General features: G+C 72.5%; 21 protein-coding genes. 13 read left to right on the top strand and 8 right to left on the bottom strand.

All coding sequences use genetic code 11. From position 1 onward, the window contains the following. Positions 1 to 74: 74 nt before the first annotated feature. Positions 75 to 1163: a mechanosensitive ion channel family protein gene (locus tag ACFVS6_RS13200; protein ID WP_389703350.1), complete on the bottom strand. Its 1089-nt coding sequence runs from the start codon at positions 1161 to 1163 to the stop codon at positions 75 to 77. A gap of 261 nt (positions 1164 to 1424) precedes the next feature. On the opposite strand from ACFVS6_RS13200, the gene ACFVS6_RS13195 reads away from it, so the two are divergent. From ACFVS6_RS13195 to ACFVS6_RS13180, 4 genes are all read left to right on the top strand, one after another. After that, positions 1425 to 1961, top strand: coding sequence for an HNH endonuclease (locus ACFVS6_RS13195; RefSeq protein ID WP_389703349.1), 537 nt, complete (start codon positions 1425 to 1427; stop codon positions 1959 to 1961). A 582-nt stretch (positions 1962 to 2543) separates the two neighbouring features. After that, complete coding sequence (locus ACFVS6_RS13190) at positions 2544 to 2882, top strand: hypothetical protein (RefSeq protein ID WP_389703347.1); 339 nt, start codon at positions 2544 to 2546, stop codon at positions 2880 to 2882. A gap of 12 nt (positions 2883 to 2894) precedes the next feature. Beyond that, positions 2895 to 4934: a 4-alpha-glucanotransferase gene (locus tag ACFVS6_RS13185; RefSeq protein ID WP_389703345.1), complete on the top strand. Its 2040-nt coding sequence runs from the start codon at positions 2895 to 2897 to the stop codon at positions 4932 to 4934. A 20-nt stretch (positions 4935 to 4954) separates the two neighbouring features. Further along, positions 4955 to 5188 (top strand): hypothetical protein, encoded by a 234-nt coding sequence (locus ACFVS6_RS13180; RefSeq protein ID WP_281208351.1) that lies wholly within the window; start codon positions 4955 to 4957, stop codon positions 5186 to 5188. A gap of 98 nt (positions 5189 to 5286) precedes the next feature. Here the strand turns inward: ACFVS6_RS13180 and ACFVS6_RS13175 are convergent, their stop codons facing one another. Next, positions 5287 to 5784 (bottom strand): MarR family winged helix-turn-helix transcriptional regulator, encoded by a 498-nt coding sequence (locus tag ACFVS6_RS13175; protein WP_385582845.1) that lies wholly within the window; start codon positions 5782 to 5784, stop codon positions 5287 to 5289. 107 nt (positions 5785 to 5891) lie between these two features. Between ACFVS6_RS13175 and ACFVS6_RS13170 the strand changes: the two genes are divergently transcribed. From ACFVS6_RS13170 to ACFVS6_RS13155, 4 genes are all read left to right on the top strand, one after another. After that, a complete protein-coding gene (locus ACFVS6_RS13170; RefSeq protein WP_389703343.1) occupies positions 5892 to 7178 on the top strand; it encodes an MFS transporter in 1287 nt (428 codons plus the stop codon). A 54-nt stretch (positions 7179 to 7232) separates the two neighbouring features. After that, on the top strand, positions 7233 to 8174 hold the full coding sequence (locus ACFVS6_RS13165) for an EamA family transporter (RefSeq protein ID WP_389703342.1): 942 nt from the start codon (positions 7233 to 7235) through the stop codon (positions 8172 to 8174). A 160-nt stretch (positions 8175 to 8334) separates the two neighbouring features. Beyond that, a complete protein-coding gene (locus ACFVS6_RS13160; protein WP_389703510.1) occupies positions 8335 to 9186 on the top strand; it encodes a DMT family transporter in 852 nt (283 codons plus the stop codon). 10 nt (positions 9187 to 9196) lie between these two features. Next, complete coding sequence (locus ACFVS6_RS13155) at positions 9197 to 10099, top strand: LysR family transcriptional regulator (protein WP_389703340.1); 903 nt, start codon at positions 9197 to 9199, stop codon at positions 10097 to 10099. Between the two features lie 69 nt (positions 10100 to 10168). Here the strand turns inward: ACFVS6_RS13155 and pepN (ACFVS6_RS13150) are convergent, their stop codons facing one another. Then, positions 10169 to 12751 carry an aminopeptidase N gene (gene pepN, locus ACFVS6_RS13150; protein WP_389703338.1) on the bottom strand — a complete coding sequence of 861 codons (2583 nt, stop codon included), beginning with the start codon at positions 12749 to 12751 and terminating at the stop codon, positions 10169 to 10171. 139 nt (positions 12752 to 12890) lie between these two features. Between pepN (ACFVS6_RS13150) and ACFVS6_RS13145 the strand changes: the two genes are divergently transcribed. Further along, positions 12891 to 13400, top strand: a complete 510-nt coding sequence (locus ACFVS6_RS13145; RefSeq protein WP_389703336.1) for a DUF1203 domain-containing protein — start codon at positions 12891 to 12893, stop codon at positions 13398 to 13400. A 55-nt stretch (positions 13401 to 13455) separates the two neighbouring features. Here the strand turns inward: ACFVS6_RS13145 and ACFVS6_RS13140 are convergent, their stop codons facing one another. Beyond that, entirely contained in the window at positions 13456 to 14487 is a 1032-nt protein-coding gene (locus ACFVS6_RS13140) for an aspartate-semialdehyde dehydrogenase (protein WP_389703334.1), read from the bottom strand. Between the two features lie 229 nt (positions 14488 to 14716). Between ACFVS6_RS13140 and ACFVS6_RS13135 the strand changes: the two genes are divergently transcribed. After that, the gene (locus ACFVS6_RS13135; protein ID WP_389703332.1) at positions 14717 to 16240 is read left to right on the top strand and encodes a M28 family metallopeptidase; all 1524 of its coding nucleotides are present in this window, start codon (positions 14717 to 14719) and stop codon (positions 16238 to 16240) included. A gap of 79 nt (positions 16241 to 16319) precedes the next feature. Here ACFVS6_RS13135 and ACFVS6_RS13130 read toward each other — a convergent pair whose 3' ends face one another. Further along, positions 16320 to 19664 (bottom strand): S8 family serine peptidase, encoded by a 3345-nt coding sequence (locus ACFVS6_RS13130; RefSeq protein ID WP_389703331.1) that lies wholly within the window; start codon positions 19662 to 19664, stop codon positions 16320 to 16322. A 274-nt stretch (positions 19665 to 19938) separates the two neighbouring features. Then, positions 19939 to 20505 carry a CGNR zinc finger domain-containing protein gene (locus tag ACFVS6_RS13125; protein ID WP_389703329.1) on the bottom strand — a complete coding sequence of 189 codons (567 nt, stop codon included), beginning with the start codon at positions 20503 to 20505 and terminating at the stop codon, positions 19939 to 19941. Positions 20506 to 20674: 169 nt separating this feature from the next. Here ACFVS6_RS13125 and ACFVS6_RS13120 point away from each other — a divergent pair, with 169 nt between their 5' ends. Together ACFVS6_RS13120 and ACFVS6_RS13115 are read left to right on the top strand one after the other, a co-directional pair. Then, positions 20675 to 21145, top strand: a complete 471-nt coding sequence (locus ACFVS6_RS13120) for a VOC family protein (RefSeq protein WP_389703328.1) — start codon at positions 20675 to 20677, stop codon at positions 21143 to 21145. A 31-nt stretch (positions 21146 to 21176) separates the two neighbouring features. Continuing rightward, positions 21177 to 22085 (top strand): pyridoxamine 5'-phosphate oxidase family protein, encoded by a 909-nt coding sequence (locus tag ACFVS6_RS13115; protein WP_389703327.1) that lies wholly within the window; start codon positions 21177 to 21179, stop codon positions 22083 to 22085. Here ACFVS6_RS13115 and ACFVS6_RS13110 read toward each other — a convergent pair. After that, positions 22061 to 23023, bottom strand: a complete 963-nt coding sequence (locus ACFVS6_RS13110; protein ID WP_389703325.1) for a hypothetical protein — start codon at positions 23021 to 23023, stop codon at positions 22061 to 22063. The two genes, ACFVS6_RS13115 and ACFVS6_RS13110, sit on opposite strands and share 25 nt — an antisense overlap. Before the next feature lie 315 nt (positions 23024 to 23338). Continuing rightward, complete coding sequence (pepN, locus tag ACFVS6_RS13105; RefSeq protein WP_389703323.1) at positions 23339 to 25894, bottom strand: aminopeptidase N; 2556 nt, start codon at positions 25892 to 25894, stop codon at positions 23339 to 23341. A gap of 127 nt (positions 25895 to 26021) precedes the next feature. Here pepN (ACFVS6_RS13105) and ACFVS6_RS13100 point away from each other — a divergent pair, with 127 nt between their 5' ends. Next, a complete protein-coding gene (locus ACFVS6_RS13100) occupies positions 26022 to 26669 on the top strand; it encodes a DsbA family protein (RefSeq protein ID WP_389703321.1) in 648 nt (215 codons plus the stop codon). The last annotated feature ends 85 nt before the right edge of the window (positions 26670 to 26754 follow it).

Here is a 26754-nt window from a genome sequence, read left to right as displayed (position 1 = left end):
CGCCGGAAACGGACCGGCGGGGCAGCGGAGGGGCGCGGCGGGTGCGCGCGCCAGGACGTGGGTGACGGAGGGGGCTACTTGGTGATCCTCGGCGAGCCGGAACCGGAGCCCGAGCCGGAGCCCGGGTGCGGCGGGATCGGGGCGGTCGCCAGGGACTGCGGCGAGGTCGGGTTCGACAGGGCGGAGGGCGCCGCGACGGAAGCCGACGCGTCCGCGGCCTCCTCGGGCTCGTCGGCGACCGGCAGACCGCCGATGATCTTGATGCCCGCCGCGTCGAAGGCCTCCTTGATGCGCCACCGCAGCTCGCGCTCCACGGAGAACTGCTGACCCGGCATGGTCTTCGCCGAGACCGCGACCGTCATGGACGCCAGCAGCACCTCGTCCAGGCCCAGCACCTCCACCGGACCCCACAGGCGCTCGTCCCACGGGGACTCCTTCGCCAGCGAGTCGGCGACCTCCTGGACCACCTCACGGATGTGCGCGAGGTTCTCCGTCGGCTTGACCTGCACGTCCACGGCCGCCGTCGCCCAGCCCTGGCTGAGGTTGCCGATCCGCTTGATCTCGCCGTTGCGGACGTACCAGATCTCCCCGTTGTCGCCGCGCAGCTTCGTCACGCGCAGTCCGACCTCGATCACCTCGCCGGAGGCGACCCCGGCGTCGATCTTGTCGCCGACGCCGTACTGGTCCTCCATGATCATGAACACACCGGAGAGGAAGTCCGTCACCAGGTTGCGGGCACCGAAACCGATGGCCACACCGGCCACACCGGCACTCGCCAGCAGCGGCGCCAGGTCGATCTTCAGCGCGGCCAGCACCATCAGCGCCGCCGTGCCCAGGATCAGGAACGAGGCCACCGACCGCAGGACCGAACCGATGGCCTCCGAGCGCTGCCGGCGCCGCTCCGCGTTGACGAGGAGCCCGCCGAGCGCCGTACCCTCCACGGCCTCGGCGCTGCTGTTCATCCGGCTTATGAGCTTGGTCAGCGCCTTGCGGACCACCGACCGCAGCGCCGCGGCTATCACCACGATCAGCAGGATGCGCAGGCCGATGCTCAGCCAGGTGGCCCAGTTCTCCTCGATGAAGCTCGCGGCATTGGTCACGCTCTCGGCGGCGTCGTCGGTGGTGGTCGCTGCCGACGGGAGCAGAGTGGCGGGCGAGGGCACGGCAGGAACCTCCAGGCATAGCGGCCTGCCCGCCGAACGGGGTGTGCGGGCAGACCAACCACACTAACGGGGCACGGGGCCGACCTTGTTGCCGTGTTCGAGGGAGAGACCGGACTCACCCGGGGATGAAGGCGGTGTGGTTGAAAACACCTCGGACCCGTTACGGGCGCGTGGTGGCGCTTCGACCAGCCGTAAGGGGAGACTGGAGAGCAGATCGTCCCGGCGCGAGCCACGCGCCGCCGGCGTACAAGGAGGCAGTCCGTGCCGCACGTCCTGGTCCTCAACGCGTCGTACGAGCCGCTCGGCGTCGTACCGCTCCGACGCGCGCTCGTCCTCGTCCTGGAGAACAAAGCGGTCTCCCTGGAAGAATCGGGCGCCTTCCTGCACAGCGCCACGAGAGCCGTCCCCGCGCCCAGCGTGGTCCGGCTCAAGCGCTTCGTGCGGGTCCCCTACCGGGGGCCCGTTCCGCTCACCCGGCGCGCGCTCTTCGCCCGGGACGGCGGCCGATGCATGTACTGCGGGGCCGTCGCCACCAGCGTCGACCACGTCATCCCGCGCAGTCGGGGCGGCCTGCACGCGTGGGACAACGTCGTCGCCGCCTGCCGCCGCTGCAACCACGTCAAGGCCGACCGTCACCTCCTGGAGCTGGGCTGGCGGCTGCGCCACCAGCCCGCCCCGCCGTCCGGTCTGGCCTGGCGGATCATCGGAACGGGCCACCGGGACCCCCGGTGGATGCCCTACCTCCAGCCGTACGGTGCCGACGACGCGCTGGAACGCATCGGAGCCGCGGCGTCGTAGGGCCGGCCGCCCGCCTCCGCCGGCCGCCCCACCGCCCGCACCCCGTCAGCCCGCATTCGGCGCCCTCCGCCCCGCCGAACCTGTCGCCGCCGCCTCCGGAACGCCCGGGTCGGCGGCGACGCGGGTACCCGACGGCCCTCACCCCCGACCGGCGCCGACCCCGGGAGTGTGCGGCGGCCCGGCGCCGCCCCCTCGACGCGGTCTCGGGAGGTGCCGGAGAGCCGTTCGAAACCGCCGTCCACGGCCCCCGCGACAGGGCCGTTCGGGGTGGGCGAACCCGTCGGCGCGAGGGCCCCGCGACGGGCGGACGCCACCGCGCCGACCACCGGCGTTCCCGCCCCCCGTCCGCCGCGGCCGGGCCCCGCCTCCCGCCCCTGAGCTGCGCGGAGCCCCCGATCCCCGGCCGCCCCCGCGCGTGGGGACGGGTCCCGGTCGGCGACCCCGGCGGCGCGGGAGCTGCGATCATGGGGTGATCTGACCTGGATCCGCCAGGAATGCGGGGCCGCCGACTGGGTATGGCTGCGTTGTTCGCCGGGGTGTTGCATGGGCGGGTCCGACGATCTCGCGCAAAGGAGTGCTCCTGTGAAGGCCCGTACCGCGACCACCGTTTCCCCCGCCCGTTCTCCGCGCCCCGACCACGCCCGCCGGCCCGCGGCCGGCACCGCCGCAGCCGCCCCGACCGTCCCCGCACCCGCGGGCCCGGCCGCTTCCGAACCCCTCGATCCGACCACCCCGAAACCCAAGGCACCGCTCGCCCACCTGCCCGCCCCCGGCCGGCCGGAGGAGGACGCGCCCCTCACCAGTGAGCCCCCGTTGGCCGGATCCGCGTTCGCGCCGCTGACCGGCGAATCCCCGCTCATGGAAGAGGTCCCGCTGACCAGCGAGCCGAACCTCCCCGCCGCAACCGTCGCGGGCCAATAGACAGGGACACCGATGGACGACCTCGACCGGCTCGCGGCCCTGCACGGCGTCGCCTCCACCTACCAGCCGGCCGAGGACGTCACCGTCCCCGTGCCCCGGGACACCGTCAGGGCCGTCCTCGGCCGGATCGGGGTACCCGTGGACACCCCGCAGGACATCCGGGCGATGGCCGACGAGGACGAACGGGAGCGGGCCGGGCGGGCGCTGCCCCCCACGGTGGTGCTCTGGCAGGGCGAGCCCGCCCCGGCGCCGCTGACCGCGCTCCCCGCCGGTACCCGGATCCGGGTGGACCCGGAGGAGGGGCCCGAACCCCTCGTGTGGGAGGCGGGCGACGGGCGCTCGCCCCGCGGGCTCGTCTCCGGGCAGCCCGCGCAGCCGCCCCTCGGGGTGCACCGCCTGACCGTCGAACTGCCCGACGGGCACACGGCCGGCGCCACCCTGATCGTCGCCCCGGAGCGGGCACCGGCCGCGCCCGCCCGGGCCCACGGACTGCTCGTCCAGCTGTACTCCCTGCTCTCGGAGCGCTCCTGGGGCATGGGCGACCTCGGCGACCTGACGGAACTCGCCCGCTGGGCCGCCCGCACCCACGGCGTCGACTTCATCCAGGTCAACCCGCTGCACGCGGCCGTCCCGGGGGCCCCGACCGACCCGTCCCCATACCGGCCCTCCTCGCGGCGCTTCCCCGATCCGGTGCACCTGCGGATCGAGGACGTCCCCGAGTACGCCGACTGCCCGGACCGCGCCGCCCTCGCCGAACTCGCCGCCCGCGGCGCGGAGCTGCGCCGGGAGGTGCTGGAGAAGGGGGCCCTGATCGACCGGGACGCCGTGTGGGCCCTCAAGCGCGAGGCCCTGGAACTGCTGTACGCCGTCCCGCGCGCCCCCGCCCGGGAGGCGGGCTACGGCGAGTTCCGCGCGGAGCAGGGCGCCCACCTCGACGCGCACGCCGCCTGGTGCGCCGCCGCGGCCGGGGAGGACCCGCAGGAGCGGACCGACTTCCACCGCTGGCTGGTCTGGCTGACGGACACCCAGCTGACCGCCGCCCAGCGGTCCGCGCGGGAGGCCGGGATGACGGTCGGCATCGTGCACGACCTGGCCGTCGGCGTGCACCCCGAGGGTTCGGACGCCGGTGCGGGCCCCTTCCACGCCCGCCACATCAGCGTCGGCGCCCCGCCGGACGCCTTCAACGCGCGCGGCCAGGACTGGGGCTTGCCGCCCTGGCGGCCCGACGCCCTGGAGGGCACCGCCTACGCCCCCTTCCGGGCCCTGCTGCGCGGGCTGTTCCGGTACGCGGGGGCCGTCCGCATCGACCACGTGATGGGTCTGTTCCGGCTCTGGTGGATCCCGCAGGGGGCGCCGCCGGCCGAAGGCACGTACGTCTCCTACGACGGCGAGGCGATGCTGGCCGTCCTGGTGCTGGAGGCCCACCGGGCGGGGGCCCTGGTGGTCGGCGAGGACCTCGGGACGGTGGAGCCGCGCGTGCGCCGCGCGCTGGCCCGGCGCGGGATCCTCGGCACCTCGGTGCTGTGGTTCGAACGGGACTGGGAGGGCGACGGGGAGCCGTTGGAGCCCGAGGAGTGGCGGGCCGACTGCCTGGCCGGCGTCACCACCCACGACCTGCCGCCCACCGCCGCCAAGCTGGCCGGGGAGCACGTCGAACTGCGGGACCGGCTCGGCCTGCTGACCCGTCCGTTGGAGGTGGAGAAGGCCGAGGACGCCGCCGACACCGCCCGGTGGCTGGAGGTGCTGGAGCGGCTCGGCCTGGAGACCGGGACCGAGGAGGCGGACGTCCGGTCCCTGTACGCCTTCCTGCTGCGCACGCCCGCCCGGCTGGTCGGCGTGTGGTTGCCGGACGCGGTGGGGGACCGGCGGCCGCAGAACCTGCCGGGCACCTGGGACCAGTACCCCAACTGGAGGCTGCCGATCGCCGACGCCTCGGGCCGACCGCTCACCCTGGAGGAACTGACGGCCTCGCCCCGGGCGAACGCCCTGCTGAGCGCGGTGCGGGAGGGGACGGGGACCCGTACGGCACCCCCGGGCGCGCGGCCGCTCTAGGTGTTCGCTACGTTTGCACCGTGGACAAGAAGAACGCTCTGCGCGCCGGCGCCATCACGGCCGGAACGACGCTGATGATGCTGCTGATGACGTCTCCCGCCCTCGCGCTGACCCCCGACGACGGTGACGACCCGGGCCCCAAGCTGAGCATCGCCGAGACGCTCGGCCTGTTCGTGGCCGCGCCGATCGTGCTGTTCCTGGTCATCGCGGGTCTGGTGATGGTCGGCGACAAGTCGCGCAAGACCCAGGCCTGACCGACCGGGCAGGTCCCAACTTCATGCTTCCGGGGCGCCGGAGGTCCGCGCGACCGTCGTAGGACGGTCGCGGTGCGACCTCCGGCGCCCCGTCGTGTCTACGGCACGTCGGCCATGAGCTTGCGCAGCAGGACGGTCAGCTGTTCGACCTCTTCGCCGTCGAGGCCGGCCAGGGCCGCTCGCTGGACCTCCAGACCCGCGGTGACCGCCTCGTCGATCAGGGCGAGCCCGCGGTCGCTGATCGTCACCTGGAGCCCGCGCCGGTCGTGCGGATCGGGGCTGCGGCCCAGCAGCCCGGCCTTCTCCAGCTTGTCCAGGCGTCCGGTCATCCCGCCCGTCGTGAGCATCAGCGTGGCCGACAGCTGGCGCGGCGAGAGCGTGTACGGGGCGCCGGAGCGGCGCAGCGTGGCGACGACGTCGAACTCCCCGCGGGAGATCCCGTAGCGGTTGTAGGTCCGTTCCATCGCGTCGCCCATGGCCTTGGTGATCCGGTACATCCGCCCGAAGACGGCCATGGGGGCCGTGTCCAGATCGGGGCGTACGGCGTACCACTGCGCGGCGATGGCGTCGACGGCGTCCTTGTTGGCCTCGGTCATGAACGCAGTATCCGGGTTCCGCTTCCTCGTTCGCAAGAAAGTTGCTTGACGGAAAGTGGCTTAGTGCTAAGCTACTTTCAAGTGACCTACTTGGGGGAGGAGGCGTGATGAAGGTGTTCCGGGGGACCGCGGAAACCAGGGTGGAGGGGGAACGCTCCCTCCTCGCCGGTGTCGGGATCAGCGCGGTCGGCATCGGGATGTACATCCCGTTCTCCCTCGTGTTCTTCCACCACGTCACCGGCCTCTCCTTCACCCTCGTCGGACTGGTGCTCACCGTCACCGGCCTGGCCGGGCTGGCCTTCGTGCCGCCGGCGGGATCCGCCGTGGACCGGTTCGGCGCCCGCAGGGTCAGCCTCGCGCTCCACGCGGTCCGGGCGCTCGGCTTCGCCCTCTACCCCTTCGCGGGATCGCCGACCGCCTTCGCGGCCGTCGCCCTGGTGACCGCGCTCGCCGACCGCTCCTTCCCCGTCGTCCAGCAGTCCCTCATCGGGGAGGTGGCCCGCGGCGGCGCCCGCGACCGCCTCCAGGCCTCCGTACGGGCCCTGCAGAACGCGGGCATGGGCGCAGGCGCCCTGCTCGTCTCCGGGGCGCTCGCACTCTGGGGGACCGGCGGGTTCCAGTACACCGCCTGGGGCAACGCCCTGGCCTTCGCCCTCGCCGGAGCGCTCGTCTCCCGGGTCCGGCCCGTGCGCGACGCCGATGTGCCGGACTCCGCCGGCCGCCCGGCCGTCGGGTACCGGACGGTGCTGCGGGACCGGCCCTTCCTCGGACTGACCGCCGCCAACTTCCTGACCGCGCTCGGCTACGCGGCCCTGTCGGTCCTCTTCCCCCTCTACATCTCCACCTGGCTGCGCGGACCCGACTCCCTCACCGGAGCCGCCTTCACCGTCAACACCGCGCTGTGCGCCGGGATCGGCGTCCTGGTCGCCGGCCGGGTGCGACGCTCCGGAGCCCGCCGCACCCGCTCCGCCGCCCTCGGGGCGCTGCTCTTCGCCGCCGCCTTCGCCGCGCTGATCGTGCTCGGCACCCTGCGCCCCGGAGGGACCGTCACCGCGGTCGCCCTGCTGGCCATCGTCGTCGTCTACACCCTCGGCGAACTGGTGCACAGCCCCTCGGGCGGCGCCCTGTCCGTCTCGGCCGCCCCCGAAGCGGTCCGCGGCCGCTACCTGGCCACCTACCAGCTGTCGTACGCGCTGGCCACGGCACTGGCCCCGTCCCTGTTCACCCTCCTGCTCGCGGTCGACGGCCGGCTGCCCTGGGCCGTCCTCGCCGTCGCCGCCCTCGGCGCCGCGACGGCCCTGCTCCTGCTGGAGCGCCACCTGCCGGCCGAGGCCGTCCACACCACCCCGCCGGCCCCCGTCGGTGGGCCCGTCGGCGCCGGCGCCGTCGCCTGAGCCCACCGCCGCCCGGTCCGATCCCACGTTTCCTCATCCGCCCGAGGAGTCCCCGTGAACCGCCTGACCACCACCCTGCTGACCGCCCTGGCCCCGATCTCCTGGGGTTCGACGTACTTCGTCGCCAGCGAGCTCCTGCCCCCGGATCGACCCCTGTTCACCGGAGCCATGCGGGCCCTGCCCGCCGGACTCCTCCTCATAGCCCTCTCCCGGACCCTGCCCAAGGGCGAGTGGTGGTGGAAGTCCGCCGTCCTCGGCACGCTCAACATCGGTGCGTTCTTCCCCCTGCTCTTCCTCTCCGCCTACCGGCTGCCCGGCGGCGTCGCCGCCGTACTGGGCTCCGCGGGCCCGCTGTTCGTCGTCGGACTCGCCGCCCTGTTGCTGGGCGAGCGGGCCCGGCTGCGCACCGTCCTCGCCGCCGTCGCCGCCGCGTTCGGCGTGAGCATGGTGGTGCTGACCGCCGAGGCCGAGCTCGACCTCATCGGCGTCATCGCCGGTGTGGTCTCCTCCGCCTCCATGGGCGCCGGCACCGTGATGACCAAGCGCTGGGGGCGTCCCGAGGGCGTGGGGCCGCTGGCCGTGACCGGTTGGCAGCTGACCGCGGGCGGGCTGGTCATCATCCCGCTCGCCGTCCTGATCGAGGGGGCGCCGCCCGCCCTCGACGGCAATGCCTTCCTCGGCTACGGCTACATGATGCTGATCAACACCGGCATCGCGTACTGGCTGTGGTTCCGCGGCATCGGCCGGCTCAGCGCCACCTCCGTCACCCTGCTCGGCCCGCTGTCCCCGCTCACCGCGGCCGTCATCGGGTGGGCCGCGCTCGGTCAGGCCCTGTCCCCGGTGCAGCTGGTCGGCATGGCCATCGCCTTCGGCGCCACCGTCATCGGGCAGCTCCCCGGTCGGACACCTCGGGTCCCGCAGAAAACGTTCAGTTCTGCTGAAGGTATTGATCGAAATGTTTCGATGGACCTGAGCAATGCGGAGGTGCGACGGTAGGTCCCACGACATACCGATCCAGATCCCGAGGGGGAGACACCACGTGACCGTCACGGACCAGGTCCGCACCCGCCGGCAGGCCCGGCGGGGCCAGCAGGGGAACGAAGGCCGGCCGGCCCCGCAGCAGCCCGGCACCCCGGGCGCCAAGGGCGCCGCCGGCATCGGCCTCCTCCTCGCCCTGGTCGCCACGGTCGTCTGGTCCGGCAGCTTCGTCGCCACCCGGGGCATGGCCGACACCGTCCCGCCCGTCCAGGCCGTCTTCTGGCGGTGGATCATCGCCGCCGTCGCGGTCGCCCCGTTCGCCGCCCGGCAGGCCTGGCTGCAACGGGCCCTGCTGCGCAAGCACCTCGGCTACGTCAGCCTCGCCACCCTCTTCGGCGTCACCCTCTACAACACCCTCGTCCACCAGGCCGGACTGACCACCTCCGCCTCCAACATGGGCATGATCATGGCGGCCTCGCCCGTCATCATGGCCGTCTACTCCCGGCTCGGCGGCGAACGGCTCGGCGCCCGGCGCACCTTCGGGCTGCTGCTCGCCGCGTTCGGCGTCCTGCTCCTCGTCGGCGACGGCTCGATCGGCTTCGACTTCGGCGCCGGCGACCTGTGGATGTTCGGGGCCGCCCTGTCCTTCGCCACCTACAGCGCCCTGCTGAAGCGCAAGCCCGTCGAGATCGGCCAACTCGCCTTCCTGTTCGCCACCTTCGTCCTCGGCGCGCTGATGCTCGCCCCCGCCTACGCCGTCTCGCTCGCCGTCCAGGGCGGCTTCGAGGTCACCCCCGGCTCGGCCGGACAGCTGCTGTACGTCGGCGTCTTCTCCTCCGCCGTCGCCTTCTTCGCCTGGAACAAGGCCGTCTCGGTGATCGGCGCGGCCCGGGCGGGCGTCGTCTACTACCTCCAGCCCGTGTGCGTCGCCGGACTCGGCTTCCTGCTCCTCGGCGAACACACCGGCCCCGCTCAACTGCTGTGCATGGCGCTGATCCTGGGCGGCGTGGGACTCGGTGCCCGCCGGTAGGTTCGGTCCCATGACCGAGTGGGACATCAAGAAGCTGCGGATCCTGCGGACCCTCGCCGACCGGGGGACCGTCACCGCCACGGCCGAGGCGCTGCACATGACGCCCTCGGCCGTCTCGCAGCAGCTGACCAACCTCGCCCGGCAGCTGGGGGTGCCGCTGCTGGAGGCCCAGGGCCGACGGGTAAGGCTCACCGACGCCGCCCACCTGGTCCTGCGGCACACCGAGGCCGTCTTCGCGCAGCTGGAGCGGGCCGACGCCGAACTCGCCGGGTACCTGTCCGGGGAGGCCGGCGAGGTACGGATCGGTGCCTTCTCCACCGCCGTGCCCGTCCTGGTCGTCCCCGCCGTCGCCGCCCTGCGGCGCACCCACCCGGGGGTGGAGGTACGGATCCGCGAGACCGAGGCTGCCGAGTCCTACGAGCTGCTGACCGCCGGGGCCGTGGACCTCGCGCTGTCCCTGGCCGCACACGCGCCCGGCGCCCGCGACCCCCGGTTCAGCCGGATCACGCTGCTGGAGGACCCCCTGGACGTGGCCCTGCCGCCCGGCCACCCGCTGACCGCCGCGCCCGCGCTCCGGCTGGCCGACCTGTCCGGGGAACGGTGGATCTACGGGGGCAGCGGCCCCTGGTCGGAGATCACCCGCAGCGCCTGCGAGGCCGCCGGGTTCGTCCCGGAGCAGGCCCACTCGGCCTCCGGGTGGACCGCGATCCTGGCCATGGTGGAGGCCGGGATGGGAGTGGCGCTCGTCCCGCGCATGGTCACCGGCCGGGCGGCGGGGGTCACCGTACGGGTCCTCGCCCACGACCGGCCCGCCCGGCACGTCATCGCCGCGCTGCGCCGGGGCTCCGAATCGGCGCCCGCCGTGTCCCGCGTCCTGGCTGCCCTGCGCGAGACCGCCGGCGCGCTGCGCTGAACCGGGGCCGGACGCACCCGGCCCCCGCCCGGTGAACGGGGCGGGGGCCGGGGTCGGTCCGGGGCCGGGTCAGATGGCGGCGGCGCCCGCCGCCGCGTCGGCCTCCTGGGCCTTCAGGGCGCGCTCGACGCCCGACCGGGACTCCGACACCAGACGGCGCAGGCCCGCGTTCGGCTCGGCCGAGGCCAGCCAGGAGTCCGTCGCGTCCAGGGTCTCCTGCGAGACCTGGAGCGACGGGTAGAGGCCCACCGCGATCTGCTGGGCGATCTCGTGGCTGCGGGTGTCCCAGACCTCCTTGACCGCGGCGAAGTACTTCGCGGTGTACGGGGCGAGCAGCTCGCGCTGGTCGGTCTGGACGAAGCCGCCGATCACGGCCTCCTGCACCGCGTTCGGCAGGTCGCCGGACTCCACCACCGAGGCCCACGCGGCGGCCTTCGCCTCCGCGGTCGGGCGCGCGGCCCGCGCGGTCGCCGCGTGGCGCTCGCCCGCGGCCGTCGCGTCCCGCTCCAGCTCGGCGGCGATCGCCGCCTCCCCGACGAGGCCCGTCGCGACGAGGCGCTCCAGGAACGCCCACCGCAGCTCGGTGTCCACGACCAGGCCCTCGATCTCGGCCGTACCGTCCAGCAGCGCCGCCAGGTAGGTCAGCTGCCCCTCGGTGCGGGCCGTCGCCGCGAAGGCGCGGGCCCACGCCAGCTGGTGGTCGCTGCCCGGCTCGGCGCCGCGCAGGTGCTCCAGCGTGGCCTCCGTCCAGGTGGCCAGGCCCTGCTCGCGCCACGCCGGGTCGGCGTACAGGTCGACGGCCAGCTTGACCTGGCGGTGCAGGGACTGCACGACGCCGATGTCCGACTCCTTGCCGATGCCCGACAGCACCAGCGCGAGGTAGTCGCGGGTCGCGAGCTCGCCGTCGCGGGTCATGTCCCAGGCGGAGGCCCAGCACAGGGCGCGCGGCAGCGACTCCGCGAAGTCGCCCAGGTGGGCGGTCACGTTGGCGAGGGACACCTCGTCCAGGCGGACCTTCGCGTAGGACAGGTCGTCGTCGTTGAGCAGGACGACCGCCGGACGGGCCCGGCCCACCAGCTCCGGCACCGCCGTGAGGCCGCCGTCGATGTCCAGCTCGATCCGCTCGGTGCGCACGAGAGCGCCGTCGCTCAGGTCGTACAGGCCGACCGCGATGCGGTGCGGACGCAGCACCGGCTCGCCCTTCGCGCCCGCGGGGAGCGCCGGAGCCTCCTGGCGGATCGCGAAGGCGGTGATCACGCCCTGCACGTCCGTCTCCACCTCCGGCCGCAGGACGTTGATGCCGGCCGTCTCCAGCCACGCCTTCGACCAGGCCGTCAGGTCGCGGCCCGAGGTCTCCTCCAGGGCGCCCAGCAGGTCCGACAGGCGCGTGTTGCCGAACGCGTGCGCCTTGAAGTAGGCCTGCACGCCCTTGAAGAAGGCGTCCTTGCCGACGTACGCGACGAGCTGCTTGAGCACCGAGGCGCCCTTGGCGTACGTGATGCCGTCGAAGTTGACCAGGACGTCGTCCAGGTCACGGATGTCCGCCATGATCGGGTGCGTGGACGGCAGCTGGTCCTGCCGGTACGCCCACGTCTTCATGGAGTTGGCGAAGGTGGTCCACGCGTGCGGCCACTTCGAGCCCTCGGCGTCGGCCTGGCAGGCGATCGAGGTGTAGGTGGCGAACGACTCGTTCAGCCACAGGTCGTTCCACCACTCCATCGTGACGAGGTCGCCGAACCACATGTGGGCGAGCTCGTGGAGGATGGTCTCGGCGCGCACCTCGTACGCCGCGTCCGTCACCTTCGAGCGGAAGACGTACTGGTCGCGGATGGTCACCGCGCCCGCGTTCTCCATGGCGCCCGCGTTGAACTCGGGCACGAAGAGCTGGTCGTACTTCGCGAACGGGTAGTCGTACGCGAACTTCTCCTGGAACCAGTCGAAGCCCTGCCGGGTCACGTCGAAGATCTCGTCCGCGTCGAGGAACTCGGCGAGCGAGGGGCGGCAGTAGATGCCGAGCGGCACCGACTGGCCGTCCTTGCCCTCGTAGGAGCTGTGCACCGCGTGGTACGGGCCCACGATCAGCGCGGTGATGTACGAGGAGATGCGCGGGGTCGGCTCGAAGGCCCAGACCCGGTCCTTCGGCTCCGGCGTCGGGGAGTTCGAGATGACCGTCCAGCCCTCGGGGGCCGTCACGGTGAACCGGAACGTCGCCTTCAGGTCGGGCTGCTCGAAGCTGGCGAACACGCGCCGCGCGTCCGGCACCTCGAACTGGGTGTAGAGGTAGGCCTGCTGGTCGACCGGGTCGACGAAGCGGTGCAGCCCCTCCCCGGTGTTGGTGTAGGCGCAGTCGGCGACGACGCGCAGCTCGTTGTCCCCGGCGGCGAGGTGGTGCAGCGCGATCCGGGAATCCCGGAAGACGGCGGCCACGTCCAGCGACTTGCCGTTCAGGACGATCTCGTGCACGGCCGGCGCGACGAGGTCGATGAAGGTCTCGGCGCCGGCCTCGGCCGACCGGAAGCGCACGGTGGTCACGGACGGGTAGGTACCGCCCTCCTGCGCACCGCTGAGGTCGAGTTCGACCTCGTACGAGTCGACGGTGAGCAGCGCCGCGCGCTGCTGAGCCTCTTCACGGGTGAGATTCGTGCCAGGCACGCGGTCATCTCCTTTGATGGTGACGTAGCCCCGCCATCCTTCCACGAGGTCCGGGCCACCGCGCCGGAGTATCCCGCGGGCGAACGCGAGGTCCGATTTCGGCCGGCGCCGGGGGAGCCGGCCCAGCACGATCGCACCCATGACCTCCTCCACCGTGCGACCCCGCGCCCTGCCCCTCGACCCCGCCGCCCTCGCCGAGCTGCGCCTGCGCGACGACGCGGGCCGGCCCTGCCTCCCGTACGAGGACCCGGAGGGCGGCGCCCCGCTGCGCTGCTGCCTGCGCCGCAGCCGGGCCGGCGAGCGCATCGCCCTGGTGTCCTACGCGCCGCTGCGCCGCTGGGCGGCCGGCTCCGGCGCGGACCCGGGGGCGTACGACGAACAGGGCCCCGTGTTCGTGCACGCCGACCCCTGCGCCGGCCCGCCGGAGGGCGCCGGCCTGCCCTTCGGGACACCGGGGGCGCTGCGCGTCGCCCGGCGCTACGACGCGGCCGGTCGGATCCTCGGCGGCCGCGCGCTGGAACTGGGCGAGGAACCCGACGCGGTCGTCGGGCAGGCGCTCGCCGAGGCCTTCGCCGACCCGGAGGTCGCCCTCGTGCACGTCCGGGCGGTGGAGTACGGCTGCTTCCTCTACGAGGTGCGCCGGCCGTGAAACGGGGGAGGGGCGGGCGCCGTACGGCACCCGCCCCTCACGCACCGGCGACCGGTCAGGCCTGGCGGAGTTCCTCGGCCACGAGCTCCGCGATCTGCACCGCGTTCAGCGCGGCGCCCTTGCGCAGGTTGTCGTTGGACAGGAACAGCGCGAGGCCGTTGTCGACGGTCTCGTCCACCCGGATGCGGCCCACGTACGAGGCGTCCTTGCCGGCCGCCTGGAGGGGCGTCGGAATCTCGGACAGCTCGACGCCGGGGGCGTCCTTCAGCAGCTCGTAGGCGCGCTCGACGCCGATCGGGCGCTCGAAGCGGACGTTGACCTGGAGCGAGTGGCCCGAGAAGACGGGGACGCGCACGCAGGTGCCGGAGACCTTGAGCCCGGGGATCTCCAGGATCTTGCGGGACTCGTTGCGGAGCTTCTGTTCCTCGTCGGTCTCGAAGGAGCCGTCGTCGACGAGGTTGCCCGCGAGCGGGACCACGTTGTACGCGATCGGGCGCTTGTAGACGGCCGGCTCGGGGAAGTCCACGGCGCCGCCGTCGAAGGTCAGCTGGTCGGCGGCCTCGGTGACCGCGCAGGCCTGGCCCTTGAGCTCGGCGACGCCCGCCAGGCCCGAGCCGGAGACGGCCTGGTAGGTGGTGGCGATCAGGGCGAGCAGGCCGGCCTCGTCGTGCAGCGGGCGCAGCACCGGCATCGCGGCCATGGTGGTGCAGTTCGGGTTCGCGATGATGCCCTTGGGGCGGTTCTTGATCGCGTGGGGGTTGACCTCGGAGACGACGAGGGGGACCTCCGGGTCACCGCGCCAGGCCGAGGAGTTGTCGATCACGACGGCGCCCTGGGAGGCGACCTTCTCGGCGAGGGCCCTGGAGGTCGCGCCGCCCGCGGAGAAGAGCACGATGTCCAGGCCGGAGTAGTCGGCCGTGGAGGCGTCCTCGATGGTGATCTCCTGGCCCTCCCACTCCAGGGTCGAGCCCGCGGAACGGGCCGAGGCGAACAGCCGCAGCTCGTCCAGCGGGAACTTCCGCTCGGCCAGGATGCCGCGCATGACTCCGCCGACCTGTCCGGTGGCTCCGACGATTCCGACCCTCACGGTGACTCCTCTACGTATGTACGACGCGGGCGCGCGTGGAGCCATCATGCGTTCGACCCCACGAGCCTTGTCCAATCCATTGTCCGAGGGACGGACGGTGTCCCGGACGTGAACCCCCGTGACGAGTGCGTGACGGGCGTGTTGCAGGGCCCCCGAACGTCCGTTTTGCCTGGTCGGTGGCGGTTAGCGTCCGGACTGTCGTGCCCGGTATCCGGACGCGACAGTCCGGATGTCGAACCGTCTACTCGGGGAGAACCACGTGCGGGACCACCGCCACCGCCGCTCCATACCTGCCCTCGCCGCCCTCGCGGCCGCCGCCGTAGCCGCTCCCGTGCTGTTCGCGGCCGGGCCGGCCGCGGCCCACGACCGCGACCACCGCGAGGGCCGGCTCGCCAAGGAACTCGTCGAGGAGGTCACCGCGCGCGGCGCCCACCGGCACCTGGCGAAGTTCCAGCAGATCGCCGACGCCAACGGCGGCAACCGCGCCGCGGGCACCCCGGGCCACGCCGCGTCGGCGGCCTACGTCCACGACACCCTGAAGAAGGCCGGCTACCAGGTCTCCTACCAGGACTTCGACATCCACGAGGCCCGCACGAGGACCGAGCGGACCACCGTCCTCGGCGCCGGTCCCCGGGAGCTCGCCACCGCCGCCTTCACCTTCACCCCCTCCACCCCGGCGGGCGGGCTGACCGCCCCGCTCGCCCTCGCGCGGGTCGACGAGAGCCCCGGCTGCACCGCCGACGACTATCCGGCCGGTGCCTTCGCCGGGCGGATCGCCCTGGTCAAGCGGGGTACGTGCACCTTCGTCGAGAAGCAGAAGGCGGCCGCCGAGGCGGGTGCGCTCGGCGTCATCGTCTACAACCACAGCGGCACCACCCCGGTCCGCGGTGGGTTCTCCTCGCCCGCCGAGGGGCTGATCCCGAGTGCGGGCATCACCCTGGCCGACGGCGAGGCGTTGGCCGCGGCGGTCGCCGCCGGCGAGGTGAAGGTACGCCTGGACCTGGACCAGGAGCACGTGAAGAAGACCACCCGCAACGTGATCGCCGAGACCCGGGGCGGCCGCGCCGACCGGGTCGTGGCCGTCGGCGCCCACCTGGATTCCGTCCCCGAGGGCCCGGGCATCAACGACAACGGCTCGGGTTCGGCCGGTCTGCTGGAGGTGGCGCTGAAGCTCGCCGACGAGGGCGCGAACAAGAAGGGCAAGGGCAAGCAGCCCGCGAACAAGGTTCGCTTCGCCTGGTGGTCGGCGGAGGAGCTGGGCCTGCTGGGCTCCGAGCACTACGTGGCGCGGCTGTCGGAGAAGCAGAAGAAGGACATCGCCCTCTACCTGAACTTCGACATGATCGCCTCGCCCAACCCGGCGCAGTTCGTCTACGACGGCGACGACTCGGACAAGGTCGGCGCGGGCGCGGGCCCGGCCGGCTCGGCGCAGATCGAGGCGCTGATCAACGGCTTCCTGGACAAGAAGGGCAAGCCGCACGAGGGCAGTGACTTCGACGGCCGCTCCGACTACGGCCCGTTCATCGCGAACGGCATCCCGGCGGGCGGCACCTTCACCGGCGCCGAGGGGATCAAGACCGCCGAGCAGGCCAAGCGCTACGGCGGCACGGCCGGAGCCCCGTACGACCCGAACTACCACGGGGCCGGGGACACCCTGAAGAACCTGGACCTGAAGGCCTTCGACACGAACCTGGACGTCATCGCGCACGCGGTGGGCACCTTCGCCGAGTCGCTGCGCCCGCTCGGCAAGTAGCGGATCCGAGGGGGGAAAGGCCGGAGGGGCGGTGCTCGTGACGAGCGCCGCCCCTCCGGTTCGTTCGGGTCCTACCGGGTTACGGGAGGACCTTGTCGATCTGGACGCTGCCGGTGCCGGCGGCGGTGCCGCGGGCGTTGAGCAGCTGGACCTGGCCGAAGAACTGACGGCCCTCGGGGGCCGCGCTGTTGACCAGGACGTTCGCCGAGACCTGCGCCGAGGCGCCGGAGGCGAGGTTCACCGTGGCGGCCTCGTCGACCTGGACGGAGCCCAGACCGGCCGAGAAGAACACGTCGCGGTAGTCGTACGTGGTGGTGCCGGCCGGGATCGCGTAGCCGATGACCTTGATGCTGTAGGTGCCGGCGGCCGGCTTGAGCAGGCTCACGGCCTCCTCGGAGTCGCCGTCGGCGGCGGTGCCGACCTTGACGCCGTCCTTGTAGACCTCGAGGTCGAGGTCGGCGCCCGTGTCGGACGTCTTGCCGATGGCGACGTCGAGGCGGGAGACGCCCTCGCCGATGGTGACCTCGGTGGTCTGGGTCTCCCCGGCGGCGATGGTCGGCTTGGCGACCTTCGCGGAGCCGAGCGGACCGCCCTGGAGCTTGCCGCCGGCGATGACCGCGGCGTCGTTCTTGACGGTCCACTGGACCGGCGCCGGGGTGCCCTGCTTGACCTCGGGAAGGACCTTGACCGCGGGGTCGAAGGAAGCACCGAGGACGGACACGTCCAGCTTGTACGGGTTGTCGAGCAGCGGCGACGTACGACGCGACTCGACCTCGATCTCCCAGACGCCCGGGGTCGGCTCGGCGTACGAGCGCAGGTCCGGGCGGCAGGTGTTCGCCGGGTTGTCGTAGTTCGGGTAGCACTGGGTCGTGGCGCTGTCCTCGACGCCCAGACCGTACGGGTGGATCGAGATGAAGCGGGTCTGGCTGTCGGGCTTCAGACCGCCCAGGGCGACCTCAAGGGTCTTGGTGCCCGGGGGGACCGTCACGAAGTACGACTTGTGGCTGTTGCGCTGCACGGACGAGGTGTCCGAGAGGGTGTAGGACGGCTTCGCCAGCGGGGCGGCCGCGACGACCGTCGCCAGGACCTGCTTGTCGATGCCCTCGGTGTTCGGGTCGTCGAGCTGCAGGATGCCGCTGTGGACGCCGGCCGACTTGACGTTGGCCTCGACCTTGATGGTGACGGGCTTGTTCAGCGGCAGGGTGACGTAGTCGTAGCCGCCGATGACCTTGAAGCTGCCGTCGTTGTGGCGCCAGCTCAGGTCGTGCCGGGTGCCGTACTTCACGCCGGTGGTGCGCGTGACGACGACGTTGTAGACCTTCTTCTGGCCGACCTTCAGACCGCCCTCGCGGTCGTAGATGCCGGTGCCGAAGCCGGGGGTCTTCAGGAACTGGTCGATCGCGGTGTCGACCGGGGCCTTGACCGTGAACTCCTCGGCCTTCGCGTCGCGCTGGATGGACTCCCACGCGGCGTTCACGTCGAGCAGGCCCGCGCCCTGGGCGTGCGCCGGGACGTCGTCGATCTTCTTGGCGGTGCTGGTCAGCGCGACCCGCAGGTTGGCCGGCTTCAGAGCGATGTTGCTCTGCTTGGCGGCCGAGATCAGCAGGGCGCCGGCGCCCGCCGCCTGCGGCGAGGACATCGACGTGCCCTGGAGCATGCCGTAACCGGCCGGGAGGTTGTAACCGGCCTCCTTCACGGGCGCGCCGGGCAGCCAGGTCTGGATGGTGTTGATGGCCGAGCCGGGAGCGGTGATGGTCGGCGTGAAGCCGCCGTCCTCACGCGGACCGCGCGAGGAGAACGGGAACATGTTGTACTTCTTGCTCACGCCGGAGCCGTAGTTGGCGGCCCAGGTCTCCTTGGAGACCGCGGCACCCACGGAGATGACCTTGTCCGCGAGACCGGGGTCACCGATGGTGTTGACGCCGGGGCCCTCGTTGCCCGCCGAGATGACGAGCTGGACACCGTAGGTGTCGATGAGGTTCTTGTAGAGCTCGGAGCGCGCGTTGTTGCCGTCGTTGAGCGCCGGCAGGCCGCCGATCGACATGTTGACGATGTCGACGCCGCGGTTCACGACGAGGTCGATCATGCCCTCGGTCAGCGCGACGTTGGTGCAACCGCCGGACCAGGAGCAGGCGCGCGAGGAGACGAGCTTGGCACCGGGGGCCTGGCCGTTCATCTGGCCGCCGAAGAGGCCGTTGGCGGCGGTGATGCCCGCGACGTGCGTGCCGTGCTCCGACTCGATGATGCCGACGTTGACGAAGTCGGCCTTCTTGCCGACCCAGTCACCGCCCAGCGGGTCCATCGGGACGTCCTTGCGGATCTCGATCACGAACGGGATGCGCTCGGCGACATCGGTCGCCGCGTTGTCCGTGCCGAACCAGCCGATCTGGTTGCCGTCCTTGTACGGCTTCATCGGCTCGTTGTTGGTGAAGTCGCCGTCCTGGTCGGTGTCGACGCGGACGGTGCCGGCGGCGACGTCGTAGAGCAGGCCGAACCGGTCGGTGGTGTCCCCGTCCCGGTTGACGTCGCCCTTCATGTCACCGTTGGCGGTGATCGACTCGCTGAAACGGCTCCACTGGAAGTTGCCCTCCGGGGCCTTCCAGCTCTGACCGCCGGCGCTGAAGGTGCCGCCCGCGGCGGTGACCGGGGTGATCTGGGCGCGCCAGGTCCCGTCGTTGTCCGTGATCGGGTCGGTCGCCGTCACCCAGTCGACGATCTTGCGCTCGCCGGTGGTGGTCTTCTGCAGGGCCGGGTGACCGACGTCGACGCCCGAGTCCATGATGCCGATGGTCACGCCGCGGCCGTCGGCCTGCGGGTTGTTCTTGACGAAGTCCACCGAGCCCGTCTCGAAGGACGGGTTGTACGGGTTCTTCGCCGGGGTGTTCTTGTCCGGCGCCGCGTACGTCTCGGCCGCGGTCTTCTTGACCGTGCCGGTCTCCCGGTCGGCGTCCGGACGGGGGTCCGGACGCTGGATCTCGTGCCGCAGGTCGATGCCGTGGACGGAGTCCAGCTTGCCGGCGGCCTTCAGCGCGGCCTCGGCCTTGCCGGTCGGCAGGGTGGCGCGGACGTAACCGAGCTTGTCGTACGTCCGGCCCACCGAGGCGCCCTGGACGGCGCCCAGCTGGTCGGCGACCTGCTTGGTCTTCCCGGGAGCGGTCGCGACCATGACGGTGACGGTCGCGTCACCCTTGGCCTTGGCCTCCTGGAGCAGTTCGGCGTCCGCCGAACCGAGCTTCTGGTCGGCGGACTTGACCGGCGCGGAGGCCGGTCCCGTCCCCGGACCGCCGGCGGTGCCCACCGCGAAGGCGGGCATGGCGCCGGTGGCGCAGAGGGCGGCCACCAGGCCCGCGGCCGCGGCTACGCGGGCCACGCGCCGGGTGCCCGGTATGGCCCCGTTGGTGGAGCTGGGGGAGTCGAGGGTCATCAGCATCCCTGGCTAAGTGAAAGATACGGTCCGGATTTCGGTGCCGGATGACCGGTCAGCTTTGCCGAAGTGACTGCTGTTTGGGGAGTGTTGTCATTGACCGAGACCTGACATGGCGGACACCCGCCGGCGCGCAGTGTCCGCCAGAGGGAACGAGGTCGGGCAGGCCGGGGCAATTCGCAGGTGTCTGCGAGTGGATTTATAAACTTTCCCGGCTCGCGGCGGGGCCGGAGCGGGCTTCCGTCTCGCAGCGGGTGTGACAGATTCCGATCGTTCAGCGCACGCGCGTGCGCGCGTAGTGGCGCGAGGCCTTGGCGCGGTTGCCGCAGGCGGCCATCGAGCACCAACGCCGGGTGCCGTTGCGCGAGATGTCGTGGAAGTGCAGCACGCAGGAATCGGCGGCGCACTTGCGGATCCGGTCCGGCCCGGCGACCAGCAGGTCCAGGTAGTCCCGGGCGGCGATCCAGGCGGGACCCCAGGCGGGATCGGCGAACTCGGCGCGCTCGCCCGGGCCTTCGGCCGTCAGGGTGGCCCGGATCCGGCCGTGTTCCAGGACGGCGTCGACCAGCGCGCGCGCTCCCTCGTCGGAGGGGTCCGCGACGGCGCGGGCCAGCGACTCGCGAGCGGTCAACAGGTGGACCAGGGTCGCGGCGTCGGCCCTGAAGCGGTCGGCCAGGCCGACGCTCCCCAGCCAGAGCGCGAGCCCTTCGACGCGGGTCAGCCCGAAGGCCCCCGCGAAGAGGTCGAACGGCTCGCCGTCGACGACCCAGCGCGTGTTCAGCAGGTCGAGGGCGACCGGTTCCCCGACCAGCGGACGCCGGTCCGCCACCTGCGCCGTCATGCCGCCTCCTCGCGTCGCTAACCCCTCAAGGGTACGTGACCGGTTGACCACCGCATGTCTAACCTTTAATCTCAAACTAGAAGGTTAGAGTGCATCGGGAGTGCGAGGGCTCGAACGCTCGAAGACTCGAACGCCCGGAAGTCCGGAAGCCTCGGGAAGGAAACCCACCATGACCGCCACCACCGCCGACGCCGTCGGCACGCTCCGCACCGGCCACATCGGCCTGAACGTCACCGATCTCGACCGCTCGCTCGCCTTCTACCGCGACGCGCTGGACTTCGACCTGCTCGGAGCGGGCGAGGAGGAGGGCCGCCGGTTCGCCTTCCTCGGCCGTGACGGCGAGCTCGCCCTCACGCTCTGGCAGCAGGCCGAGGGGGGCTACCTGCCGGCCGCGGCCGGACTGCACCACCTGGCGTTCACCGCCGGGGGCATCGAGGAGGTCGGGGCGTACGAGGAGCGGTTGCGCGGGCTGGGCGTCGCCTTCGCCCACGAGGGCGTCGTCGCCCACGCCGAGGGGGCCACGTCCGGCGGGATCTTCTTCCACGACCCCGACGGCACCCGCCTGGAGATCTCCGTCCCCACGGGCGCGGAAGGGGCACCCGCCCCGACGGGATCCGCCCCCACCTGCGGGTTCTTCTAGGTTCCGGCGACGCGGGAAAGGGAGCACCGTCATGACGTACCACTGGGGTTCGCTGGCCGTGCAGGAACGGGTCGGCGTGCGCGACCTCGCCGATCACGTCGGCCGCTCGATCGGCACGGACATCAGGGACGTGGCCGCGGCCTTCCTCGCCGCACAGCCCCACCTCGTCGTCGGAGCCGCCGACGCCACCGGTCGGATGTGGGCCTTGCTGCTCACCGGCGCACCAGGTTTCGTACGGGCCACCGGGCGCAACCGGATCGTGGTGACCGGCGGGCTGCCGCAGGGTGACCCGCTGGAAGGGGCGCCGGCCGCGGCGGGCACCCGGGTCGGGACCATCGCCCTCGATCCGCGGACCAGGCGTCGGATGCGGCTGGGCGGGACCGTCGCGCCGGTGCCCGGTGGTTTCGCGGTCGAGGCGGACCGGGTGTTCGCGAACTGCCCGAAGTACCTGCAGAAACGCCGGCCGCTGGAGGTGGTGGCCGAGGGGGCCGGGATCGTACGGCGCGGGGAGGCGCTCACCCCCGCCCAGCAGGGGACGGTCCGCGCCGCCGACACCTTCTTCGTGGCCACCGCGTCGCCCGACGGGGTCGACGCCAGCCACCGGGGAGGGTTCCCGGGCTTCGTGGAGGTGATCTCGGCCACCGAGCTGGCCTGGCCGGACTACCCCGGCAACGCCATGTTCCTGACCCTGGGGAACCTCGTGGCCGACGGGCGGGCCGGGCTGCTCCTGCCCGACTGGGAGGGCGGCGGCGTGCTCCAGCTGAGCGGGCGGGCCCGGACCGGATTCGGGGCGGACGGGGCGCGGACGGTGCGGTTCACCGTGGAGTCGGTGCTGGAGGGGCTGCACCCGGGGCGGCTGCGCTGGAGCGCGCCGGAGTATTCCCCGGCCAATCCGCCGCTCGCGCGGCCGGTGCCTCACCGGGGGAGCACCACCAGGTAGGCGGCGGGCTCGCGGTCGTCGGCGGCCGTCAGGGCGGTCCGGACGACCGCGGCCTGCTGCTCGGGCCAGTCCCGCAGCTTGCGGGGGGTCAGGTGCAGCACGGTCACCCCGAGCCGCTCCAGCGTCTCGCGCTTGCGGACGGCCTCCGACCAGTCCTCGTCGTCGTGCTGGCGCGGGGCGCGGGTGTCGATCTCGATGGCCACGGCGTGCTCCGGCCAGTACGCGTCGACCCCGCCGAGGTGCGGGCCCCCCGGGAGCCGCAGGTCCACGTTCCAGACGGGCTCCGGCAGCTCGTAGCCCCGTACGAGCTGGTACAGCCGGTCCTCCGCGATGGCCCGACCCTCCGCCAGCAGCGCCTCGACGGCGTCCACGACGTGCGGCCGGTTCAGCAGCCGGGCCACCGTCAACTCCCTTACGACGGCCGCCGGCTCGCAGTGTCCGGCGCGGACGGCCTCGCTGAGCAGGCGGCGCACGGTCGTGGCGTCGGACAGCTGCGACACCGCGTCGGCCACGGCCCGGGCCACCGGGGCCACGGGCAGCCCGGTCACCTCCACGGAACGCGGCGGGGTGTGCGTGCGGATGATCCGGACGTCGCCGGTGGACCGCAGCCGCCGGGTGTTCGCCACGAGGACGTCGATGTGGGAGAGCCCCAGCAGGGCGGGGGTGGAGGTGAAGCGGTACAGCGCGAGGGCCGCCAGCCCGGTGATCATGACCTCGGCGCCGCCCCGGCGGCCGGCGTACAACAGGGCCGCGTGCAGCCGCTCCTCGCTGGTCGCCGGACCCGAGTGGAGCAGGAACACCCCGGGCAGCAGCTGCTGCCAGGGCCGCCCGGCGGCGTCGGAGGCGCTGACGCCGTGCTCGCGGAGCTGGGCGAGGGTCAGCACGCGGGGGCGGCTGGCGGTGAGGTGGGCGAGGGGGAGGGGTGCGTTCTGGTTCATGACGCGGTGATTCCCTCAGGCCATGGCCTTGCTAACCCCTGTTACACGCTCGTCGACAAATCCGGACAAGACAGGGCTAAAGTACGGGCGTTCGACTGCCGAAAGGGACCCCGCCGCCCTACATCCGTCGTATGACCATATCGGTGCTTCCGGCGACGGGGAAGCAGGCGGGAAGCGGGTCGGGAAGCCGACGGGGAAGCGGACGCGGAAGCGGGCGGGGGCGGGGACGGATGTTCGTCCGTCCCCGCCCCCGCCCGCTCGCCCGGTGGCTCGCGCCGGCCCCCGTCCGGGGCCGGCCGCCGCGCCCGCCCGGCGTCAGCCGGCCGCCGCGTCGCAGGCCTGGGCGCGCAGGGCCCGGGCCAGGTCGTCACGGGACTCCAGCACCAGCCGCCGCAGGGCCGGCGCGGCGTCCGGACGGGCGGTGAGCCAGGCGTCGGTCGCCGCGACCGTGGCCGGCGAGTCCTGGAGCGAGGGGTACAGGCCCCGCACCACGTGGATCGCGATCTGGATCGAACGGTCCGCCCACACCCGCTCGATCACCTCGAAGTAGCGGTCCGCGTAGGGCGCCAGCAGGTCCCGCCGGGAGGACTGCTGCATCCCCGAGATCGTCGCCTCGACCAGTGCGTTCGACAGGGCGTCCGATTCGACGGTCGCCGCCCACGCCTGGTCCTTGACCGCCGCCGACGGCCGCGCGGCCAGGCAGCGCACCTGGTGCTGCTTGCCCGACGCCGTGTCGTCGCGGACCAGTTCGGCGGCCAGGACGGCCTCGTCCACCGAGCCGTGCGCCGTCAGCGGCAGCAGGAAGTCCCAACGCAGCTCCTGGTCCACCTCCAGGCCGTCGATCCGCGCGCTCCCGTCCAGCAGGCCGAGCAGCAGCTGGTGGTCGCCCTCGGTGGCGGCGCTCGCCGCGAAGAACCGCGCCCAGGTCAGCTGGTGCTCCGAACCCGGTTCGGCCTGCCTCAGCTCGCGCAGCGCGCCGGCCGCCAGCTCCCGGCCGCGCTGCTCGCGCAGCTCCGGCGTCGTGTAGCGGTTGATCGCGGTCAGTGCCTGGACGTGCAGCATCTGGAGCACGCCCACGTCGGTCTCCCGGCCCGCGTGCGCGAGCAGCAGCGCGAGGAAGTCCCGGGCCGGCATCAGCCCGTCACGGGTCAGGTTCCACAGCGCCGACCAGCACAGGGCCCGGGCGAGCGGGTCCGTCAGGCCGCCCAGGTGGGACCGGAGCGTCGCCAGGGAGACCTCGTCGAAGCGGATCTTGCAGTAGGTGAGGTCCTCGTCGTTCACCAGGACCAGGTCGGGCCGCTCGGACCCGGCCAGCTCGGCGACCACCGTACGGGTGCCCGCGACGTCCGCCTCGGCCCGCGCGAAGCGCACCAGGGTGCCGTCGGTCTCCAGCCGGTACAGGCCCACCGCGACCCGGTGCGGTCGGAGCTCGTCGCCCTCCTGGAGCACCGCCAGCTCCGTGACGCGGCCGCCCGCGTCGCAGGTCACCACCGGGGTCAGCGCGTTCACACCGGCCGTCTGGAGCCAGGCCCGCGACCACTCGGCCATGTCCCGGCCGGAGACCTCGCCGAGCACCGACAGCAGGTCGTCCAGCGTGGTGTTCCCGTAGGCGTGCGCCTTGAAGTAGCGCCGCGCGCCCTCCAGGAACGCCTCCCGGCCCACGTACGCGACGAGCTGCTTGAGCACGGCCGCGCCCTTGGCGTAGGTGATCCCGTCGAAGTTCAGCTTGGCGTCCTCCAGGTCACGGATGTCGGCCGTGATCGGGTGCGTGGACGGCAGCTGGTCGGCCCGGTAGGCCCAGGCCTTGCGGCTGTTGGCGAAGGTGACCCACGCCTGGTCGAAGCGGGTGGCCTCGACGAGCCCGAAGGAGCCCATGAAGTCCGCGAAGGACTCCTTCAGCCACAGGTCGTCCCACCACTTCATGGTGACCAGGTCGCCGAACCACATGTGCGCCATCTCGTGCAGGATGACGTTCGCGCGCCGCTCGTAGGAGGCCTGCGTGACCTTCCCGCGGAAGATGTACTCCTCGCGGAAGGTCACCATCCCCGGGTTCTCCATCGCGCCCAGGTTGTACTCCGGCACGAACGCCTGGTCGTACTTCCCGAACGGGTAGGGGTAGTCGAAGATCTCGTGGAAGAGGTCGAAGCCCTGCTTCGTGACGAGGAAGACGTCGTCCGCGTCGAAGTGCTCGGCCAGCGCCTTGCGGCACATCGCGCCCAGCGGGATCGTCAGGTCGCCGCGCGTGTAGGTGTCCGTGACGTAGTGGTACGGGCCGGCGACCACGCAGGTGATGTACGTGGAGATCGGCGCGGTCTCGGCGAAGCGCCGGGTCGGTCCCTCGCGGGACTCCTCGACGCCGTTGCTCCACACCTGCCAGCCCTCGGGCGCGGTCACCTCGAAGCGGTACGGGGCCTTCAGGTCGGGCTGCTCGAAGTTCGCGTAGACCCGGCGGGCGTCCGCCGGCTCGTACTGGGTGTAGAGGTAGACCTCGCCGTCCTGCGGATCCACGAACCGGTGCATGCCCTCGCCCGTGCGGCTGTAGGCGCAGTTCGCGTCGACGACGAGGACGTTCTCGGCGGCCAGCCCGTCCAGGGCGATCCGGGCCCCGTCGAAGACGGAGGCAGGGTCCAGCCGCTGCCCGTTGAGGGTGACCGAGTTCACCGAGGGGGCGATCAGGTCCGCGAACGAGGAGGCCCCGGGGGTCGCGGCCCGGAAGCGGACGGTCGTCACCGAACGGAACGTCCGGGGGCCGTCGGCCGGTTCGGCCTCGTCCACCGCGGACCTCAGGTCGAGGACCACCTCGTACCCGTCGACGGACAACAGCTCGGCCCGCTCGTGGGCCTCGTCGCGGGACAGATTCTCTCCGGGCACGTGCACTCCTTCGTGCGTGATCGCGTTCTTCGGTTCGAATCCTCCCACGGGGAATGCGGCCGGCCCCGGTCTGGTTGGCGCAGGGGACGGTACTGGGCAATGGCTTGTTTTTGACACGAGGAGAGACATGGCCGACACGCAGGTGAGCGAGAAGACCCCGGTCGACTTCTGGTTCGACCCGCTCTGCCCCTGGGCCTGGATGACGTCCCGCTGGATGCTGGAGGTCGAGAAGGTCCGCGACGTGGAGGTCCGCTGGCACGTGATGAGCCTGGGCGTCCTGAACGAGGACAAGCTCGACGAGCTGCCCGAGAACTACCGCAAGCTGCTCGGTCCCGAGGCCTGGATACCGGTCCGGGTGGTGACGGCCGCGCAGCAGAAGCACGGCAAGGAGATCACCGGCAAGCTCTACACCGCGCTCGGCACCCGCATCCACAACGAGGGACGCGGCAACACCGCCGAGGTCGTCGCCGAGGCGCTGGCCGAGGTCGGCCTGCCGGCGGACCTCGCGGACTACGGGACCTCCGACGAGTACGACGCCGAGCTGCGGGCGTCCCACAACGACGGGATCAACCGGGTCGGCCAGGAGGTCGGCACCCCGGTGATCTCGGTGCCCGGCGCCGACGGCGCGGACGTGGCCTTCTTCGGCCCGGTCGTCACCCCGACCCCGCGCGGCGACGACGCGGCCCGCCTGTGGGACGGCACCCTGCTCGTCGCCTCCACCCCGGGCTTCTTCGAGATCAAGCGGACCCGCGACAAGGGTCCGAGCTTCGAGTAGTCCGCCCGGAACAGTGCGCAGAAGGCCCCCGCGAGTCACGTCCTCGCGGGGGCCTTCTGTTGGAAACGTCCGCCGTGAAGGTTGA

This window comes from Streptomyces sp. NPDC057939, from assembly GCF_042887545.1.
Lineage (GTDB): Bacteria > Actinomycetota > Actinomycetes > Streptomycetales > Streptomycetaceae > Streptomyces.
The sequence above is the reverse complement of the archived record's forward strand: the minus strand, read 5'-3'. Positions and strand labels throughout refer to the sequence as shown.

Coding starts and splice junctions, on each gene's coding strand:
- ACFVS6_RS13120 (WP_389703328.1), top strand. CDS start 20,675: ATGACCGCCACCACCGCCGACGCCGTCGGCACGCTCCGCACCGGCCAC.
- ACFVS6_RS13175 (WP_385582845.1), bottom strand. CDS start 5,784: ATGACCGAGGCCAACAAGGACGCCGTCGACGCCATCGCCGCGCAGTGG.
- ACFVS6_RS13135 (WP_389703332.1), top strand. CDS start 14,717: ATGTCGAACCGTCTACTCGGGGAGAACCACGTGCGGGACCACCGCCAC.
- ACFVS6_RS13100 (WP_389703321.1), top strand. CDS start 26,022: ATGGCCGACACGCAGGTGAGCGAGAAGACCCCGGTCGACTTCTGGTTC.
- ACFVS6_RS13125 (WP_389703329.1), bottom strand. CDS start 20,505: ATGACGGCGCAGGTGGCGGACCGGCGTCCGCTGGTCGGGGAACCGGTC.
- ACFVS6_RS13110 (WP_389703325.1), bottom strand. CDS start 23,023: ATGAACCAGAACGCACCCCTCCCCCTCGCCCACCTCACCGCCAGCCGC.
- ACFVS6_RS13185 (WP_389703345.1), top strand. CDS start 2,895: ATGGACGACCTCGACCGGCTCGCGGCCCTGCACGGCGTCGCCTCCACC.
- ACFVS6_RS13155 (WP_389703340.1), top strand. CDS start 9,197: ATGACCGAGTGGGACATCAAGAAGCTGCGGATCCTGCGGACCCTCGCC.
- ACFVS6_RS13170 (WP_389703343.1), top strand. CDS start 5,892: ATGAAGGTGTTCCGGGGGACCGCGGAAACCAGGGTGGAGGGGGAACGC.
- ACFVS6_RS13145 (WP_389703336.1), top strand. CDS start 12,891: ATGACCTCCTCCACCGTGCGACCCCGCGCCCTGCCCCTCGACCCCGCC.
- ACFVS6_RS13115 (WP_389703327.1), top strand. CDS start 21,177: ATGACGTACCACTGGGGTTCGCTGGCCGTGCAGGAACGGGTCGGCGTG.
- ACFVS6_RS13130 (WP_389703331.1), bottom strand. CDS start 19,664: ATGACCCTCGACTCCCCCAGCTCCACCAACGGGGCCATACCGGGCACC.